Source organism: Algibacter sp. (genome assembly GCF_029245835.1).
Lineage (GTDB): Bacteria > Bacteroidota > Bacteroidia > Flavobacteriales > Flavobacteriaceae > Algibacter_B.
The window spans coordinates 21,271-38,291 of the sequence record NZ_JAQWOO010000070.1 but is presented as its reverse complement, the minus strand read 5'-3'; the positions used below and the strand labels follow the sequence as shown (position 1 = coordinate 38,291).

The following is a 17,021-nucleotide window of genomic DNA, read 5'->3' as shown; positions in this document are numbered from 1 at the left end:
GTAATTATTATGAAAATAAAATACGATTCAAACGGGCTTGTTCCAGCTATCATTCAAGACGCCACAACAAAAAATGTGTTGATGTTAGGTTATATGAATGAAGAAGCATATCAAAAAACAATGGATACAAAGCAAGTTACTTTTTTCAGTAGAAGTAAGCAGCGCCTATGGACAAAAGGCGAAGAAAGTGGAAACTTTTTAAATCTTGTTGATATTAAAAATGATTGTGATAATGATTCGCTTTTAATTCAGGTAAATCCTGTAGGTCCAACCTGCCATAAAGGAACAGATACCTGCTGGAAAGAAGAAAATTTACCTAACTACGGTTTCTTTTCAACTTTAGAAGATGTAATTACAGAACGTGTAGCAAATAAAGACACAAATAAATCCTATGTAGCTAGTTTATTTTCAAAAGGCATTAATAAAGTAGCTCAAAAAGTAGGTGAGGAAGCTGTAGAAACCGTAATTGAAGCCATGGATAATAATGATGAGTTGTTTTTATATGAATCGGCAGATTTGTTATTTCACTACCTCATGTTGTTACAAGCTAAAGGATTCACTTTAAAAGATATAGAGAAAGAACTAAAAGGGAGACATAAATAATAAAAAAAGCTGTCTAAAAATTCAAAAACAAGCTAATTTGTCACATTGAGCGCAGTGGAAATGCAATTTAAGGTTTTCAACTGCGCTCAAACTGACAATAAGGTTAACTTTTAAGACAACCAACCTTTTGATTCAGACATACGTGCGAACCAAACAAAAACTAAAGCAAAAACTATTATCATAATAGTCATTACCATACTAGATTCATAGCCATTAATTAATGTGTAACCCATTTGTAAGATTACAGCAATTAGCGATAGTAACCATAGTTTTACAGACCAAGATTTTCTTAATAGTAATCCAATAGCAGCTAATGCTCCTGCAAAAACTGCAATAGCAAACGCTGCGGTTACCCATGCAGGCATATTGGTGGCAATTCTCAGTTGTTCGGCGCTGTACATGGCTTGATAGCTTTCAGTATTGTAGGCTTGTTGTAAATAAGCATTTACGCCCATAGCATTCCAAATAAGCGCAATAATACTTAAAATCCAAAACCAAATAGGTGGTTTTTTTGTTAATGTGTTTGTCATAATTTCTAGTTTTAGGTTAGTATTAAGTATTACAATTTATATTTTTTTTGTCACAAATAATAAAATAGAGTAATTTCAAAGCCTTTAAATATTCAAAATGAAAAAGTATTTCTATGTTATTACCATTCAATATTTAGGCTATCGGTTTCATGGTTGGCAAAAACAGCCCGATGTAAAAACCTTGCATTTAATGGTAGACCGAACGTTGAATTTTATTTTAGAAGGCAAGTATTTTAAAAGCTTAAGCTCAGGAAGGACCGACGCCATGGTATCAGCCGAAAGTGCAGCTTTTGAGCTATTTTTAAAAGAACCTATCGAAGACCAAGATGCTTTTTTAGAATTGTTTAATTATAACTTACCACAAGATATTCGGGCTTTAAATATTAAAGAAGTTGATGAAAATTTCAATATTATTAATCACTCAAAAGTTAAAGAATATTTATATTTATTTACTTATGGTGAAAAATGTCATCCGTTTTGTGCTCCCATAATGACGACCATTCTTGATGATTTAGATATTGATATCATGAAACAAGGTGCTAAACTTTTTGAAGGTGAACATTATTTAAGATCCTACTGTTACAAACCTACGGATAATGGCATTTATACTAGAACCATTTTAACCTGTGAAATAATTAATAATATAATTTATACCGCAAATTATTTTCCGAAGCAGTCTTTTATTTTGAAAGTTAGAGGTAAGGGTTTTATGAGAAATCAAATCCGGTTAATGATGGGTACGCTTATAGATTTGGGTAAAGGCAAGTTATCACTCCAAGATATAGAAACAAGCTTAAAACCAGATAGTAATATTAAAATGGATTATATAGCTCCAGCTTCAGGACTAATTCTTAACAAAATAGAATTTGAATAACACCTAAGCTTTTGTAGCTTTATAAAAAAATATAGAATCATGAGTTTAGCTTTTTCAAAAAATGTGTTTTCATTTTTCAAAAAATTAAAAAAGAATAATAACCGCGATTGGTTTAATGAGCATAAACCAGAATTTAAGGCTATTGAAAAGCAGGTAAAGGATGTTTATAATTCGATTTTAGAAAACCTGAACACCCATGATGATATCGATAAGCTAAAAATATTCAGAATTTATCGCGACGTCCGTTTTTCAAAAAACAAAAGCCCTTATAAAACTCATTTTGGTGGTTCGTTTCATAGAACAAAACCTAGGTTAAGAGGTGGTTATTATTTGCACATCCAACCAAATAATGAATCGTTTATTGCGACAGGTTTTTGGGAACCAGCTAAAGTAGATTTGTTACGTATTCGTAAAGAATTTGAAATGGACGATTCTGAAATCCGAGACATTTTATCTAATAAAAAATTCAATAGTATTTGGGGAGATTCCTTTGTTGGAGATGAAGTTAAATCTGCTCCAAGAGGCTTTACTAAAGATCATAAAGCCATAGATTTAATTAAGAAAAAACAATATATTTTCACTAAAAAGTATACAGACAAAGAAATATTAGATGCTAATTTTTTAAATGAAGTTGATGAAGCATTTAAAGCCATTCGCCCATTTTTTGATTATATGAGCGATGTGCTTACAACAGATTTAAATGGTGTTTCTATGATTGATTAAACCGCAGTTAGTAACTCAGGTTTCTCAAATAATTGGATGTGACTTAAAAGTCGTTCCTTAACAATATTCATCATACGCTTATTTAAGGCCGAAGAGTTTTGAATGTAAATAAGATATTCTTCAACAGTAAAAAGTCCTATAATCATGCCTTTCATTGAGTTACGAAGCTTCATGTCTTTTTGAATCGCATTTTCAATATAAATCGTGCGCTTTTCTAAAGATAAATCATAAAAAACAGATTTGTGTTTTGCGATGTAGTTTCTAAAAACTTCAACAAGCAAATTATTTTGAAATTTAATAACTGGGCGTAATACTAAATTTTGAAAACGCTCATCAGCACTCATATTATCATTAATAGTTGCGCTTAAAATTTCTGGTCGAATCTGTTTAGCGCTAAATTGTCTTGAGTTCATTTGAGTAGATTTTCAATAAAAATATCGATTATTAGTCCTTGATTGTGCTCGTAAGCTTTATAATTGTTAACGAGGTTATTAACATTCAATTTTTAATTATCTGTTTTAATTTTTTTAAATATGACGACCAGAGAAGATAATGTCTGCATTTCTCTTTAAAAATTGTAATCAATTTTTTGTTTTTATTGCATATAATGCAATTATTAATGCGTCCATTATATATTTTATAAAAATAAGATATCAATGTGGTCTAAAGTTTCGATTATCTGTAATTAAATTTAACTTTGTATACCTTTTTAAAATTTAAATTATTTATGAGCAAATCATTGTTTGACAAAGTATGGGATTCACATGTTGTAAGAAGCATTGCAGATGGACCAGATGTGTTGTATATAGACCGTCATTTAATTCACGAAGTTACAAGTCCTGTGGCTTTTGTAGGATTAGAAAGTAGAGGTTTAAGTGTATTATATCCTCAGCGCACATTTGCTGTGGCAGATCATAACACGCCAACTATTAACCAGCATTTACCTGTTAAAGATCCATTATCTGCTAATCAATTAAAAACATTAGAAACTAATGCAAATAAGTACGGTATTAGTCACTGGGGATTAGGTCACGAAAATAATGGTATTGTGCATGTTGTAGGACCAGAAAATGGTATTACACTTCCAGGAGCAACTATTGTTTGTGGAGATTCACATACATCAACGCACGGAGCTTTTGGAGCTATTGCGTTTGGTATTGGTACATCGGAAGTTGAAATGGTGTTAACTACACAATGTATCATGCAACCTAAGCCTAAAAAAATGCGTATTAGTGTTAATGGTGCATTACATAAAGGCGTTACACCTAAAGATGTAGGTTTATATATAATTTCTAAATTAACCACTTCTGGTGCTACAGGATATTTTGTTGAATATGCTGGAGATGTTTTTGAAAACATGACTATGGAAGGTCGTATGACGGTGTGTAACTTATCTATTGAGATGGGTGCACGTGGTGGGATGGTTGCTCCAGATGAAAAAACATTTGATTATATTAAAGGGCGTCCAAAAACACCTAAAGGTGCAGATTGGGATAAGGCTATGGCATACTGGAAAACCTTAAAAACTGATGATGATGTAGTTTTTGATAAAGAATTAACTTTTGATGCTAGTGATATTGAACCAATGATTACTTATGGTACAAATCCAGGTATGGGAATGGGTATTTCTAACAATATTCCTACTGCTGAGTCTGTTGAAGGCGGGAAAGCAACTTATGATAAGTCTTTAGCTTACATGGGCTACGCTGAAAACGATCAGATGATTGGTAAGAAAATCGATTACGTATTTATTGGTAGTTGTACTAATGGACGTATTGAAGATTTTAGAGCATTTGCATCTATTGTAAAAGGGAGACAAAAGGCTGACAACGTTACCGCTTGGTTGGTTCCAGGATCACATGTTGTTGAAGCTAAAATTAAAGAAGAAGGATTACTCGATATTTTTGAAGAAGCTGGTTTTGTTTTAAGAGAACCAGGTTGTTCTGCTTGTTTAGCAATGAATGATGATAAAGTACCTGCAGGTAAATATGCAGTAAGTACATCAAACAGAAACTTTGAAGGGCGTCAAGGACCCGGATCAAGAACCTTGTTAGCAAGTCCGTTAGTTGCGGCAGCTGCTGCAGTAACAGGAGTTGTAACTGATCCAAGAGAATTACTTTAAAATAGCTGTTAGCTTTTGGCTGTTGGCCTTTAGCTAAATTTAGCAACTAATTATAAAATTTACATTAATATTCGCCAACGGCTAATAGCTAATGGCAAAAAGCAAATAAAAATGGCTTACGATAAATTTACAACACTTACAAGTACAGCAGTTCCATTGCCAATTGAGAATGTGGATACCGATCAGATTATACCAGCACGCTTTTTGAAAGCTACAAAGCGAGAAGGTTTTGGAGATAACTTATTTCGTGATTGGAGATATAATGGAGATAACACGCCTAAGCAAGATTTTGTTTTAAACAATCCTATTTACAAAGGGAAAATTTTATTAGGAGGAAAGAATTTTGGTTCTGGTTCTTCTAGAGAGCATGCTGCATGGGCAGTATACGATTATGGATTTCGTTGTGTAGTGTCTAGTTTCTTTGCAGATATTTTTAAGAATAACTGTTTGAATATTGGTGTATTGCCAGTACAAATTAGTCCAGAATTTGCTACTGAGATTTTTGAAGCTATTTATGCAGATGCTAATACTGAATTAGAGATTGATTTAGAAAAACAAACGATTACCTTGTTATCATCAGGAACTCAAGAATCTTTTGATATTAATGGTTATAAGAAGGGGAACATGTTAAATGGTTTTGATGATATAGACTATTTACAAAGCATGAAGAATGAGATAGAGACATTTACAGAATCCCGTCCTTTTTAAACAATGGGTGTAAAGCACATAGAAATAATGGATACGACATTGCGCGATGGTGAACAAACCTCGACAGTGTCGTTTTCTGCTTCAGAAAAACTTACTATTGCCAAACTTTTACTTGAAGAATTAAAAGTTGACCGTATTGAAATTGCATCGGCTAGAGTTTCGGAAGGTGAGCTTCAAGCGGTAAAAGATGTTACGGATTGGGCCTCTGAAAATGGGTATTTAAATGCGGTTGAAGTTTTAACTTTTGTTGATAAAGGGGTTTCTATTGATTGGATGATTGATGCTGGTGCCAAGGTTCAGAACCTACTCACTAAAGGCTCATTAAATCATTTAACTCATCAGCTTAAAAAAACTCCAAATCAGCACTTTGGCGACATAGAAGAAGTGATTTCATTAGCTTCTGAAAAAGGTATTGCTACAAATGTATATTTAGAGGATTGGAGCAATGGGATGCGAAATTCTAAAGCCTATGTATTCGAGTTTTTAGATTTTTTGAAAACTCAAAATATTGAAAGAATTATGCTTCCTGATACTTTGGGTGTTTTAACACCTAAAGAATCTTACGATTTTATAAAAGAAATAAAAGACACCTATCCAGATTTACATTTTGATTTCCATACCCATAACGATTACGACTTAGGCGTATCAAACGCTATGGAAGGCTTAAGGGCTGGTGCAGATGGTTTGCACTTAACTGTAAATGGTATGGGAGAGCGAGCTGGAAATGCACCAATGTCGAGTACCATTGCTGTGATTAACGATTTTATGCCTGATGTTAAAATTGGTGTAAATGAAAAGATGCTCTATACAGTAAGTAAGTTGGTTGAAAATTTCTCAGGGGTTATGATTCCTGCTAACAAACCTATTGTTGGTGCCAATGTATTTACGCAGACTGCTGGAATACATGCTGATGGTGATAATAAAAACAATTTATATTTCAGTGATTTAATGCCTGAGCGTTTTGGTAGAACACGCCAATATGCTTTAGGAAAATCGTCTGGAAAAGCCAATATTCAAAAGAACTTGCAACAATTAGGATTGCAACTGGATGATGAAGATTTAAAGAAAGTAACCCAACGTATTATAGAATTAGGCGATAAAAAACAGGTGGTTACTAAAGAGGATTTACCTTATATTATCTCTGATGTTTTAGATAGAACGTATGAAGAGAAAGTAACTGTAAATTCTTATGTTTTAACGCACTCTAAAGGTTTAAAACCTTCTACTACGGTGTCTATTACTATTGAAGATGACACTTTTGAAGAACACGCTCAAGGTGATGGGCAGTTTGATGCGTTTATGAATGCCCTTAAAAGTATATTTAAAAAGAAAAACGTAGTATTACCCAAGTTGATAGATTATGCGGTGAGAATTCCTCCTGGAAGTAACTCGGATGCGCTATGTGAAACAATTATTACTTGGAAAAATGCTGAAAAGGAGTTTAAGACTAGAGGTTTGGATAGCGACCAAACAGTTTCGGCTATTAAGGCTACGGAAAAGATGTTGAATATTGTGGTGAGTTGAAAATTGACAGATGACGGTTTACGGGAGACGGAATTTAGCTTGTATGCGGATAAGTTTGACTTTTGATTGAAGACAGTTTTCTGCAGACTTACCCGCGTTAGGGATTGAACGGTTTGTTTGAGCTCCTCGCAGAGAGCGAGTAGTGAAAGCCCGACTTTTTGCGATCCTGCAAGGTTTTGGAAACCTTGTAGGTATGAGTAAAAAGAAACGCCAAAAGAATAAAAGAATTAAAATTAATATATAATGAAATTAAATATTGCGCTTTTAGCCGGAGACGGTATTGGACCAGAGGTTATAGATCAAGCAGTGAAAGTGAGTGATGCTATTGCTGAGAAATTTGGACATGAGATTACATGGAAACCAGCTTTAACTGGTGCTGCGGCGATTGATGCTGTTGGTGAGCCTTACCCAGATGAAACTCATGAGATTTGTAAAAATTCGGACGCTGTGTTATTTGGTGCTATTGGGCATCCTCGTTTTGATAATGATCCGTCAGCAAAGGTACGTCCGGAGCAAGGTTTGTTGAAAATGCGTAAAGCTTTAGGCTTGTTTGCTAATGTGCGTCCAACATTTACATTCCCATCGTTATTAGATAAATCGCCTTTAAAAAGAGAGCGTATTGAAGGGACTGATTTGGTTTTTTTACGTGAGCTTACTGGTGGTATTTACTTTGGTGAAAAGGGTAGAAGAGATGGTGGAGAAACCGCTTTTGATAACTGTGTTTATACACGTGCTGAAGTGCAACGTTTAGCGAAAAAAGGTTTTGAATTGGCCATGACACGTTCTAAACGATTATGTTGTGTGGATAAAGCGAACGTTTTGGAAACCTCAAGATTATGGAGAGAAACGGTTCAAGCGATGGAAAAAGATTATCCTGAGGTTGAAGTGAGTTATGAGTTTGTTGATGCTGTGGCGATGCGTTTGGTTCAATGGCCTAATAGCTATGATGTATTGATTACTGAAAACTTATTTGGTGATATTTTAACGGATGAAGCTTCGGTTATTTCTGGGTCTATGGGATTAATGCCATCGGCATCTTTAGGGTCTGATATAGGCTTATTTGAACCTATTCATGGGTCTTATCCACAGGCTACTGGTTTGAATATTGCTAATCCAATGGCAACCGTATTATCGGCAGCTATGATGTTTGAAAACTTTGGGTTACAAGAAGAAGGTAAAATTATTAGAGAAGCTGTAAACAGTGCTTTAGAGAAAGGAATTGTTACTGAAGATCTAGCGGATGGCGGAAAAGCTTATGGTACTAAAGAAGTAGGAGATTGGCTGGCTAGTAATATCTAAACTTAGATTAAATTATAATTTGAAACCTTGTGAAATGATAACTTTACAGGGTTTCTTGTTTTCTAAAATTATTTAAAGAGATTTATATTAAAGCCATATTTTTTTGTAAATTACTTTTAAACTTTAACTTAATGCACATGAAAATAATTTTACAATTTACTTTGATATTATTTATACTCGTTCTTCAAAGTGTTAATGGACAAGATATTGGTGATTTCATATCTATTACACCAACAACCCAAACTTCTGGATTTGTATTACCTTCAAGTCATGATTTTCAAAGCATAATAAAAGTAGGAGATGTTTTAACAGCAGGGGGGAATATGCTAACAAAACCTGATTTTACTGGATATGTACCCATTGCTGGTAGTAGTATAAATGGTTATCTTAGTGTTAATTCTGAAGATGCTCCACCACCTTTTGGAGGGGGAGGAGGTGTAACCATATTAGATATTTACTTTAATACAACTTCAAAGCTATGGGAAAAAACAGCGTCACAAACTATAGATTTCTCAAGTGTAGGAGGTACTGCTGCCAATTGCTCAGGTACTGTAACTACTTGGGGAACAGTTATTAGCTGTGAAGAAGCTAGTATTCCTGATACATTCCCTCCATTTGATGGCTATAATGACCTTGGTTGGAATGTAGAAATTAACCCAGCTACCAAAACGGTAGTTGGTAAGCATTATGCTATGGGTAACTTTGCTCATGAAAATGTAGCAATTCATATTAATGAGCGAACCGTATATCAAGGTGCAGATTCTAACCCTGGTTATCTTTATAAATTTGTAGCCGATACGGCTCAGGATTTAAGTAGCGGAAAACTTTATGTTTTTAAAGGGCTTAAAAATGGGGTAGGAAGTTGGATGCTTTTAGCAAACTCAAACCAAGCAGAGCGAAATAGTACTTTAACCCAATCTGGTGCATCAGGATTAGATGCAACTATATTTAATGGTATTGAAGATGTTGAAATTGGTCCAGACGGCATGATATACTTTGCTGTTAAAGGAGAAGGACGTGTTTATAGATTCTCAGATTCTGATATACTTGAAACCTCTGCTTCTACTGTAATAATGGAAACTTATGTTGGTGGTATGAGTTATGATATTGATGATGGAACTTCGATAACTTCTACACCATGGGGAAATGGAAATGATAATTTGGCTTTTGATGGTGAAGGGAATTTATGGGTATTACAAGATGGAGGAAATGGTTATATGTGGGTAGTTAAAAATGGACACACTCAAGCTAGTCCTGATGTTGAACTATTTGGAAGTACACCTATGGGTTCTGAGCCTACTGGGATAACATTTACACCAGATTATAAGTTTCTATTTATGTCTATTCAACATCCTAATAATACAAATAATGGAAACCAAATGGATGCTGCTGGAAATAGTGTGAATTTTAACACTGGAACAACTTTAGTAGTTGCTTTAAAAGAAAATATAGGTAGCGCATTAGCTGTCAAAGATAAAAATAGAAATCAGTCGTTTAGTATATTTCCTAATCCACTAAAGTCTTCAAGACAATTAACGATTAAAGGGAGTCAAATTATTACTATTAAACTTTACTCGGTATTAGGTAAAATGTTATTAGATAATACCTATAATGGACCAAATGAAGTTGAACTAAATCTTAAGAATTTAAATTCTGGAATTTATGTTTTAAAAATTAACGAAAGCATTAAATCTAAGCTTATTATAGAATAATATACCTTTAAGCTTTAAAACTTGAATGGCTCGGTAGTTCGAATAGTTCCAATTCAAAATACGGAATTGCTGCAATTAAATGATCGAAAATATCAGACATGATGTATTCGTAATTAGCCCATCGTTTATCACTACTAAAGGCATATATTTCTAAAGGAATACCTTGTGTTGTTGGTGCTAATTGACGCACCATTATCATCATATCTTTATTGATTCCAGAATGCTTGTTTAAGCAGGTATCAATATACTTTCTAAAAACACCTAGGTTCGTTAAATTTCTACCATTTATTGGAAGTTTCTTATTAACGTTATTAGCGCTATTATAGGATTTAATATCGTTTTGCCGCGTTTCTAAATAAGCCGCAATGAATTGAATATCTTTCAACTTTTCAACTTCATGATCACTCAAAAATTTAACACTGGTTTGTTTAATTAATAAAGCTCTTTTGATGCGTCTTCCATCAGAACTTGTCATACCTCGCCAGTTTTTAAACGAATCTGAAATTAAAGCATACGTTGGAATGGTTGTAATGGTTTTATCGAAATTTTGAACTTTAACGGTGGCTAGATTTATTTCAATAACATCACCATCGGCACCATATTTTTCAAAGGTTATCCAGTCGCCAATTCTTACCATATCGTTAATAGACACTTGGATACTAGCTACAAACCCTAGAATAGTATCTTTAAAAACTAAAATAACAACAGCAGATATGGCACCCATTCCGGTAACAAACTGTAAAAATGGAATATTTGTTACTAAAGCAATGGCAGACATAATACCTGCTAACCAAGCAAAAATCATAAATACCTGAATGTAGCTATCTATGGGTTTATCTTTTAAACGCGGCAGTGTTTTTAGATAATCTTTTAATGTATTTAAAAGGCTTCTAGCAATCCATAGTGTTAAGATTATAGCGAATACTTTCAACCCTTTTTCTATAATTGTTTCAAAATCATAAAAATCTGTAAATACTTGAGGAACAAATTCTAAAGCAATTAACAGCGGGATAATATGTGCTATGTTTCTAGGCACTTTATTAGACACTAAGAGGTCGTCAAAATTTGTTTTAGAGCGTGAAGCAAATTGCGAAAAGGTACTAATTATAAGTTTTCTAATAATTAAGTCGATAATAACGATTATTAATAGTAAACCCAATAGCAGGATACCCATGTTAAGATATTCTGCAGCTTGTTCAGAAAGACCAACACTGATAAAATAGTCGTATGCCAAATGTTTTAATTTATCCATTTTCACTTAACGGTTTAAGATATTTTCTGTCTATATAAAAGGTTCCAAAAGGAATTATAGCTGCTAAAAGGACTATTAAAAATGTTTTATTATTCCAGGAAAATTGCTTTTTAAAGAGTACTGCTAATGCCACATAAGCAACAAATAAGAGACCATGAGGCATGCCTAAAAGCTTAACATATTGTGGGTCGTTTACTAAGTACTTAATAGGTGTTGCTATAAATAAAAGTAATAAATATGAAACACCTTCTAAGAGGGCAACAATTCTAAATATATTTAATGAAGAAAACATACTGATTTATTTTTCTTCAAAAATAAACTAGAAAAACCACATACACTTAGTTTATGTAGAATAGTTTCTAGGGATTCAGGAGAATGAAATACAAAAAAGATTTTTATAAGACATTAAAAATGATGAGTCCGTAAATAGCAAATCTTGCAAACCTTAATGACCCATAAAGCATTACATTTTTAAAAGGAAATTCTATGATTCCAGCAGCAATACAGGCTATTGAAAAGGGTAGAGGCAAAACAGCTCCAACCATAATAAGAAAGCCACCCCATTTTTTAGAGTTTTTGAGTTGCTTTTCCATTTTTACTTCTAAATAATTATGAACGGAAGGTGTTTTTGTTATGGTTCTTCCCATCCAATAAGACACCAAACCGCCACCATAGGATAGAATAGCCAATAAGGTTAAAAAAAACCAAGGACTAAACATTTTACCTGCCCAAGCAATAAAAATTTCTGGAGGAACTAACCCTAAGAGCGTTTCTGATACAAAAAAGAAACTTAAAACACCGTAAGATGGTAGAATTTCAGTTATTTGAACTAATGCCGCATTTATATTAAAAAAATGATTGAGTGTATAGACTGCAATAACTATAGCTATAATATATGGTAATGCTTTTATAATAGCTTGCCATACAAATGTATAGAAGCCCGTGTAACTGTAATATTGATGCAAAAGCTGCAAACGCGACTTTGCAGGTTTTTCAGTGTTTTTTTCTTTCATAATTCTTGACAGATAAAGGGGATTACAAATATAAGTTAGAAATTCTATCGAAAAAAGTAATTAACATATTTAACAGGTAAAGTTTGTGCTTACTTCGGTTATAATGACAAAAGTCATTTTTTTCAATATATATATCAGTTAGTTTTATAAGATGAATTTTTAATCCATGAAACATGAAAGTATTTGATGAAAAACACATAAAAAATATTGTGCTTGTAGGAGCTCATCATAGTGGTAAAACAACCTTGTCTGAAACCATGTTGTTTGAAGCTGGTCTTATAAATAGAAGAGGCACTGTAGAAAATCATAATACAGTTTCAGATTACCATGAGATTGAACATACAAGAGACGCATCTATATTCGCCACTCCGTTACACACCGAGTGGCGTAATTATAAAATAAATATTATAGATACGCCTGGTTTAGATGATTTTATTGGTGAAATTATTTCGTCTATAAGTGTTGCAGATACTATTGTAACTGTAATTAATGGTAGACAAGGGGTAGAAGTAGGGACTGAAATTATTTGGAATTATATTGACACCTATAGAAAGGCGACTTTATTTGTAATAAACCAAATCGATCATCCCAATTTAAAGTTTGAAGAGAGTTATAAGCGTATTAATGAGTTGGTAGGTAACCATGCTGTAAAAATACAATTCCCTATAAAAATTGATGGTGCTCAAGGAATTATTGATGTTTTAAAAATGAAACTCTACAAGTTCAAACCTGAAGGGGGTAAGCCGGAAAAATTAAGTATTCCAGATGAATATTTAGAACTCGCCAATAAACTTCATAATGAGCTGGTTGAAAAAGCAGCCGAAAATGATGATGAATTATTAGAATTATTTTTTGAAAAAGGTACGCTTAATGAAGATGAAATGCGGCAAGGCATAAAAGCCGGTATGTTAAATCATGAATTATTTCCTGTATTCTGCGTATCTGCATTGCATGATATGGGAACAGGCCGATTAATGGGCTTTATTGATAATGTAGCACCAGCGGCATCCGAATTAAATGAAGAACAAAGTGTTGAAGGCGAAACCTTAAAAAGATCGGTTGATGCGCCAACGTCTTTGTTTATTTTTAAAACCATTCATCAGCCTAATCTAGGTCAGATTACTTTTTTTAAAGTCAAATCGGGAGAAGTTAAAGTTAATGATAAATTGATAAACCCAAGAAATGACGAAACCGAAATTATTAATCAGCTGTTTATCATGGATGGTAAAGAGCGGCAACCGGTTACAAAATTAACCGTAGGCGATATTGGAGCCACTCTAAAATTAAAATTTACAGATACAAACGATACGTTAAGAGATACAAAAAGTAAAACCACCATAAAACCCATCAATTTTCCGAAACCAAGAATTAAAAAAAGTGTATTAGCTACAGAAAAAAAGGATGAAGAAAAATTGATTGATGCACTTAAAAAAATCCATAGTCAAGATTTATCAGCTGTTTTAGAATACTCAAAAGAATCCAAACAACAATTATTAGGGTGTCAAGGCGAATTACATTTAGCCACAATAGACTGGACTTTAAAACATGTTTACGGTATTGAAGCTAAATTTGAAAAGCCAAAAATAACGTATAGAGAAACTATTCAGCGCACGTCTCAAGCAAGTTATAAGCACAAAAAGCAATCTGGTGGGTCTGGGCAATTTGGAGAAGTACACATGAAAATAGAACCTTGGTTTGAAGGTATGCCTGAACCAGAAGGTTTTAGTTTAAGAGGTAAAGAAGAAGTAGATTTACCATGGGGCGGGAAGCTTGTTTTTTATAATTGTATTGTTGGTGGCGTTATCGATCAGCGTTATTTACCATCAGTAAAGAAAGGCATTTTAGAAGTTATGGAAGATGGCCCTTTAACAGGATCTTTTATAAGGGACATCCGTGTGATGGTTTATGATGGTAAAATGCACTCTGTAGATTCAAACGATATTTCTTTTAAAATAGCAGGCGCACATGCCTTTAAAGAAGCCTTCTTAAAAGCAAACCCAAAATTACTTGAACCCACTAATGAATTAATAGTAAAAGTACCCGAAGACATGATTGGGAGTGTGATGACCGATTTACAATCCAGACGTTCTATCATACAAGGGATTGAAAGTCATAATAACTATCAAATTTTAAAATCTCTAACACCAGCAGCAGAATTATATGGGTATTCAACAGATTTACGTTCGTTAACACAAGGTCGAGCAACATTTATTACCGCGTTTGCGTCGTATCAACCAGTACCAACAAATGTTCAAATGGACTTAGTAAAGCAATTAGAAATAATAGAAGTTTAATATATAAATCAAATCATATGCAAACTAAAATATCATATTTAAGTGATTTAAAGTTCAATTTAGAAACTTGGAGAAGAGAATTACGTTTTCATTTTAATGAAATGGATACGTTTGAAGAAAAGCTAGAAGAAATAGCAGGTAGAGAATTTGGAAAGCGGGCAACCATACCATTAGAAAATTTTCAAAATAGAATTATGATTGAAAAAGCAGCTATTTCAAAATTGATGCATCGCTGTAAAAATAAATTGAATAATATACATACCGCAGATTATAATGAAAATATTGATGGTCGTTTACGTACTGAGCAACATACATTAAAAGATGATATGCGAACGTATATTAAAATGCATTATGAATTAAAAGAAGAAATGATGCAGTATTTTCTGGAATGGCTATAATATTAGTTAAATTTATCTAAACCACATTTTAGAAGTAGAGTGTGGTTTTTCATATTAGAAAATTCTATTTGACATACTATTATAATAAATTGATTGAGTATCAATTTTTATAATACAATAGAAAGTAGTGTAGTTTATTTTAAATCCTATTTTACATAATATAAATTATAATTCAGAAAAAGAATTATAATCAGACATTATATAAAATGTCTTTGTAACATTAAAAAAGTGAGTTTTATTGTAATCATAAAGAGAAAAATATATAACTATAAGTTAAAATCAACTTTTTAGGAGATTCACGTATTGTAAGATATTACAATATAGTACTATTTTCTAACCAACGCTGCAAAAGGATATCGTTATGAGAAATATCTACAAGGTGAAATTTTGTAAAATGCTTAAAAACTCGAGACTCTTTGAGGGTTTCGATACAAACGAAGGCAGGAGAAAAATAGTTGGAATGGATGAGAAATAGTTTGCCCTCACGTTTTAAAAGATAGCCCACATGTCCCTGGTCAAAACCAATAAAATAAAGCCCTTCTTTCGTTAAGCGATCAATATCTTCAAAGGCCTTTTGAGGTGTATCCTGAACAATCTTATTTATTACCGAGCCACAACTAATCATTTTAGCCTCATCAATAGGTGATTTTTGAGCCAATTTATACCGATTAAGGTTTATACCCATATCACGCAAGGTGGTTGATATAAAATAACCACATGCAATTTCACCTTGGTTAGGTATAGCTGTATGTCCACCAAAACTCCATGGCGTACCGTACCAATGAGGTATAATCTTATCAACTAATTGATTCGTGAAAGCTGTTTTAATGTTACCAAAATTAATAGTTCCCAGTCGTAGGCCTTCTTTTAAACGCAAACGAAGTTTACCCGAATCTACTTTGGTACCAGCATAAGAAATAGCAATACTATCTAAATCTGTTTTAAACTTTAAAGGTATTCCTTCCTTAAAATTCATGTTTTCCATTATAGGCAAGGGATTTCCAGTAACAAGGACATGTTTTTCCACCTTGTCTATCTTAGACGGTATTTCGTTTATAAAACCTAAAACAAATAGTAGAGCATAAAATAACATCATGGTTTTTATAGATTTTTGGCTTAAAATACATGTTTCTAACGTATTAGATAAAAAGTAATTACATTAAAAATGTTAAATTTTTATTTTACTAATATATTTTCTCCTTTAGATACTAAGATTTACCGCCCACCAAACGTCATAGTCACGAGGTACTACAGGTCTGTAGCTTTGAAAACCTTGATCGGCAATGTTAAGTCCTGTAATTTCATTTTTTTTATTAAACACATAGCTTATGAAAATGAACGAATGTCCATATGGATCAAGTTTTTTAACATTTACACCTTGCACTACCTTTACATAATCTTCTTTATGACACCAAACTTGCATGAGTGCTCCTGGTCTTAATTGGCCATTCCAAATTCCTGATGAATCAACCAAAGTACCCATACCAGCATAAGCAATAGCACCTGCATTGCCCTTGCCCCTATATTTTTCTGGAAGGCTCCACCAACCCTCTGATATTTCTGAAGCGGAGGCGTAAAGGATATTAAAAACTTGTTTAGGGGTGTAGAATTTTGAGGCCATACTGTCCGGTAGATCTTGATAAAATGAATGACCATAAACCTCCATATATGCTTGTTCAAAACGCCCTTTGCTTACAGAAAGACAATGACCATTAGGCTCTTTGTTTTCACTGTTTAGATAATTTTCTACTATCTTACCAGCCACCGGACTTTTTTTATCTAAAATATTAGAATTTATAAATTCCTCTGTTAAAATAGCCTCTGATATCATTTTGTTTTCTTTTGTACCAGTAAGGATTTGTGTTAATGAACCATTAGTATTCGATAGCGGTGTTACATTTTGATATGAAACCAAAGGATTTGTTTTATGCTTTATTTTTTTTGTCGATGAACAACCCAATATAATAAA

Annotated in this window: 17 protein-coding genes; 10 read left to right on the top strand and 7 right to left on the bottom strand. The window is 33.1% G+C overall.

The window, feature by feature from the left end:
* The first annotated feature begins 9 nt into the window (after positions 1–9).
* Positions 10–603, top strand: coding sequence for a bifunctional phosphoribosyl-AMP cyclohydrolase/phosphoribosyl-ATP diphosphatase HisIE (hisIE, locus tag P8K68_RS11345; RefSeq protein WP_300250959.1), 594 nt, complete (start codon positions 10–12; stop codon positions 601–603).
* A gap of 110 nt (positions 604–713) precedes the next feature.
* Here the strand turns inward: hisIE and P8K68_RS11340 are convergent, their stop codons facing one another.
* Complete coding sequence (locus tag P8K68_RS11340; protein ID WP_300250957.1) at positions 714–1,133, bottom strand: hypothetical protein; 420 nt, start codon at positions 1,131–1,133, stop codon at positions 714–716.
* A gap of 97 nt (positions 1,134–1,230) precedes the next feature.
* On the opposite strand from P8K68_RS11340, the gene P8K68_RS11335 reads away from it, so the two are divergent.
* Positions 1,231–2,007, top strand: a complete 777-nt coding sequence (locus tag P8K68_RS11335; RefSeq protein ID WP_300250956.1) for a tRNA pseudouridine(38-40) synthase TruA — start codon at positions 1,231–1,233, stop codon at positions 2,005–2,007.
* Between the two features lie 39 nt (positions 2,008–2,046).
* Positions 2,047–2,730: a DUF2461 domain-containing protein gene (locus tag P8K68_RS11330; protein WP_300250954.1), complete on the top strand. Its 684-nt coding sequence runs from the start codon at positions 2,047–2,049 to the stop codon at positions 2,728–2,730.
* Here the strand turns inward: P8K68_RS11330 and P8K68_RS11325 are convergent.
* A complete protein-coding gene (locus tag P8K68_RS11325) occupies positions 2,727–3,143 on the bottom strand; it encodes a glyoxalase (protein WP_300250952.1) in 417 nt (138 codons plus the stop codon). The two genes, P8K68_RS11330 and P8K68_RS11325, sit on opposite strands and share 4 nt — an antisense overlap.
* Before the next feature lie 314 nt (positions 3,144–3,457).
* On the opposite strand from P8K68_RS11325, the gene leuC reads away from it, so the two are divergent.
* The 5 genes from leuC to P8K68_RS11300 all read left to right on the top strand — a co-directional run bounded on the left by leuC (position 3,458) and on the right by P8K68_RS11300 (position 10,095).
* Positions 3,458–4,852, top strand: coding sequence for a 3-isopropylmalate dehydratase large subunit (gene leuC, locus P8K68_RS11320; protein ID WP_300250950.1), 1,395 nt, complete (start codon positions 3,458–3,460; stop codon positions 4,850–4,852).
* 111 nt (positions 4,853–4,963) lie between these two features.
* Positions 4,964–5,560 (top strand): 3-isopropylmalate dehydratase small subunit, encoded by a 597-nt coding sequence (gene leuD, locus P8K68_RS11315; protein WP_300250948.1) that lies wholly within the window; start codon positions 4,964–4,966, stop codon positions 5,558–5,560.
* 3 nt (positions 5,561–5,563) lie between these two features.
* Positions 5,564–7,084 carry an alpha-isopropylmalate synthase regulatory domain-containing protein gene (locus tag P8K68_RS11310; protein ID WP_300250946.1) on the top strand — a complete coding sequence of 507 codons (1,521 nt, stop codon included), beginning with the start codon at positions 5,564–5,566 and terminating at the stop codon, positions 7,082–7,084.
* A gap of 243 nt (positions 7,085–7,327) precedes the next feature.
* Positions 7,328–8,383, top strand: coding sequence for a 3-isopropylmalate dehydrogenase (leuB, locus tag P8K68_RS11305; RefSeq protein ID WP_300250944.1), 1,056 nt, complete (start codon positions 7,328–7,330; stop codon positions 8,381–8,383).
* Between the two features lie 137 nt (positions 8,384–8,520).
* Positions 8,521–10,095, top strand: coding sequence for an alkaline phosphatase PhoX (locus P8K68_RS11300; RefSeq protein WP_300250943.1), 1,575 nt, complete (start codon positions 8,521–8,523; stop codon positions 10,093–10,095).
* Between the two features lie 7 nt (positions 10,096–10,102).
* Here the strand turns inward: P8K68_RS11300 and P8K68_RS11295 are convergent, their stop codons facing one another.
* The 3 genes from P8K68_RS11295 to P8K68_RS11285 form a co-directional block, all read right to left on the bottom strand.
* The gene (locus P8K68_RS11295; protein ID WP_300250941.1) at positions 10,103–11,347 is read right to left on the bottom strand and encodes a mechanosensitive ion channel domain-containing protein; all 1,245 of its coding nucleotides are present in this window, start codon (positions 11,345–11,347) and stop codon (positions 10,103–10,105) included.
* The gene (locus tag P8K68_RS11290) at positions 11,340–11,639 is read right to left on the bottom strand and encodes a DUF3817 domain-containing protein (RefSeq protein ID WP_300250939.1); all 300 of its coding nucleotides are present in this window, start codon (positions 11,637–11,639) and stop codon (positions 11,340–11,342) included. The genes P8K68_RS11295 and P8K68_RS11290 overlap by 8 nt, the downstream gene beginning before the upstream one ends.
* Before the next feature lie 103 nt (positions 11,640–11,742).
* On the bottom strand, positions 11,743–12,360 hold the full coding sequence (locus P8K68_RS11285) for a VTT domain-containing protein (RefSeq protein WP_300250937.1): 618 nt from the start codon (positions 12,358–12,360) through the stop codon (positions 11,743–11,745).
* Positions 12,361–12,533: 173 nt separating this feature from the next.
* Between P8K68_RS11285 and P8K68_RS11280 the strand changes: the two genes are divergently transcribed.
* Together P8K68_RS11280 and P8K68_RS11275 are read left to right on the top strand one after the other, a co-directional pair.
* The gene (locus tag P8K68_RS11280) at positions 12,534–14,654 is read left to right on the top strand and encodes an elongation factor G (RefSeq protein ID WP_300250935.1); all 2,121 of its coding nucleotides are present in this window, start codon (positions 12,534–12,536) and stop codon (positions 14,652–14,654) included.
* A 17-nt stretch (positions 14,655–14,671) separates the two neighbouring features.
* Positions 14,672–15,052, top strand: coding sequence for a hypothetical protein (locus P8K68_RS11275; protein ID WP_300250933.1), 381 nt, complete (start codon positions 14,672–14,674; stop codon positions 15,050–15,052).
* Positions 15,053–15,365: 313 nt separating this feature from the next.
* Here P8K68_RS11275 and P8K68_RS11270 read toward each other — a convergent pair whose 3' ends face one another.
* Together P8K68_RS11270 and P8K68_RS11265 are read right to left on the bottom strand one after the other, a co-directional pair.
* Positions 15,366–16,028, bottom strand: coding sequence for a hypothetical protein (locus tag P8K68_RS11270; RefSeq protein ID WP_300250931.1), 663 nt, complete (start codon positions 16,026–16,028; stop codon positions 15,366–15,368).
* A gap of 225 nt (positions 16,029–16,253) precedes the next feature.
* Positions 16,254–16,967 carry a hypothetical protein gene (locus tag P8K68_RS11265; RefSeq protein WP_300250929.1) on the bottom strand — a complete coding sequence of 238 codons (714 nt, stop codon included), beginning with the start codon at positions 16,965–16,967 and terminating at the stop codon, positions 16,254–16,256.
* Positions 16,968–17,021 lie beyond the last annotated feature (54 nt).

Excerpts from the sequence above, each read along its gene's own strand:
- hisIE (WP_300250959.1), top strand. The coding sequence starts at position 10 with ATGAAAATAAAATACGATTCAAACGGGCTTGTTCCAGCTATCATTCAA.
- P8K68_RS11340 (WP_300250957.1), bottom strand. The coding sequence starts at position 1,133 with ATGACAAACACATTAACAAAAAAACCACCTATTTGGTTTTGGATTTTA.
- P8K68_RS11335 (WP_300250956.1), top strand. The coding sequence starts at position 1,231 with ATGAAAAAGTATTTCTATGTTATTACCATTCAATATTTAGGCTATCGG.
- P8K68_RS11330 (WP_300250954.1), top strand. The coding sequence starts at position 2,047 with ATGAGTTTAGCTTTTTCAAAAAATGTGTTTTCATTTTTCAAAAAATTA.
- P8K68_RS11325 (WP_300250952.1), bottom strand. The coding sequence starts at position 3,143 with ATGAACTCAAGACAATTTAGCGCTAAACAGATTCGACCAGAAATTTTA.
- leuC (WP_300250950.1), top strand. The coding sequence starts at position 3,458 with ATGAGCAAATCATTGTTTGACAAAGTATGGGATTCACATGTTGTAAGA.
- leuD (WP_300250948.1), top strand. The coding sequence starts at position 4,964 with ATGGCTTACGATAAATTTACAACACTTACAAGTACAGCAGTTCCATTG.
- P8K68_RS11310 (WP_300250946.1), top strand. The coding sequence starts at position 5,564 with ATGGGTGTAAAGCACATAGAAATAATGGATACGACATTGCGCGATGGT.
- leuB (WP_300250944.1), top strand. The coding sequence starts at position 7,328 with ATGAAATTAAATATTGCGCTTTTAGCCGGAGACGGTATTGGACCAGAG.
- P8K68_RS11300 (WP_300250943.1), top strand. The coding sequence starts at position 8,521 with ATGAAAATAATTTTACAATTTACTTTGATATTATTTATACTCGTTCTT.
- P8K68_RS11295 (WP_300250941.1), bottom strand. The coding sequence starts at position 11,347 with ATGGATAAATTAAAACATTTGGCATACGACTATTTTATCAGTGTTGGT.
- P8K68_RS11290 (WP_300250939.1), bottom strand. The coding sequence starts at position 11,639 with ATGTTTTCTTCATTAAATATATTTAGAATTGTTGCCCTCTTAGAAGGT.
- P8K68_RS11285 (WP_300250937.1), bottom strand. The coding sequence starts at position 12,360 with ATGAAAGAAAAAAACACTGAAAAACCTGCAAAGTCGCGTTTGCAGCTT.
- P8K68_RS11280 (WP_300250935.1), top strand. The coding sequence starts at position 12,534 with ATGAAAGTATTTGATGAAAAACACATAAAAAATATTGTGCTTGTAGGA.
- P8K68_RS11275 (WP_300250933.1), top strand. The coding sequence starts at position 14,672 with ATGCAAACTAAAATATCATATTTAAGTGATTTAAAGTTCAATTTAGAA.
- P8K68_RS11270 (WP_300250931.1), bottom strand. The coding sequence starts at position 16,028 with ATGAATTTTAAGGAAGGAATACCTTTAAAGTTTAAAACAGATTTAGAT.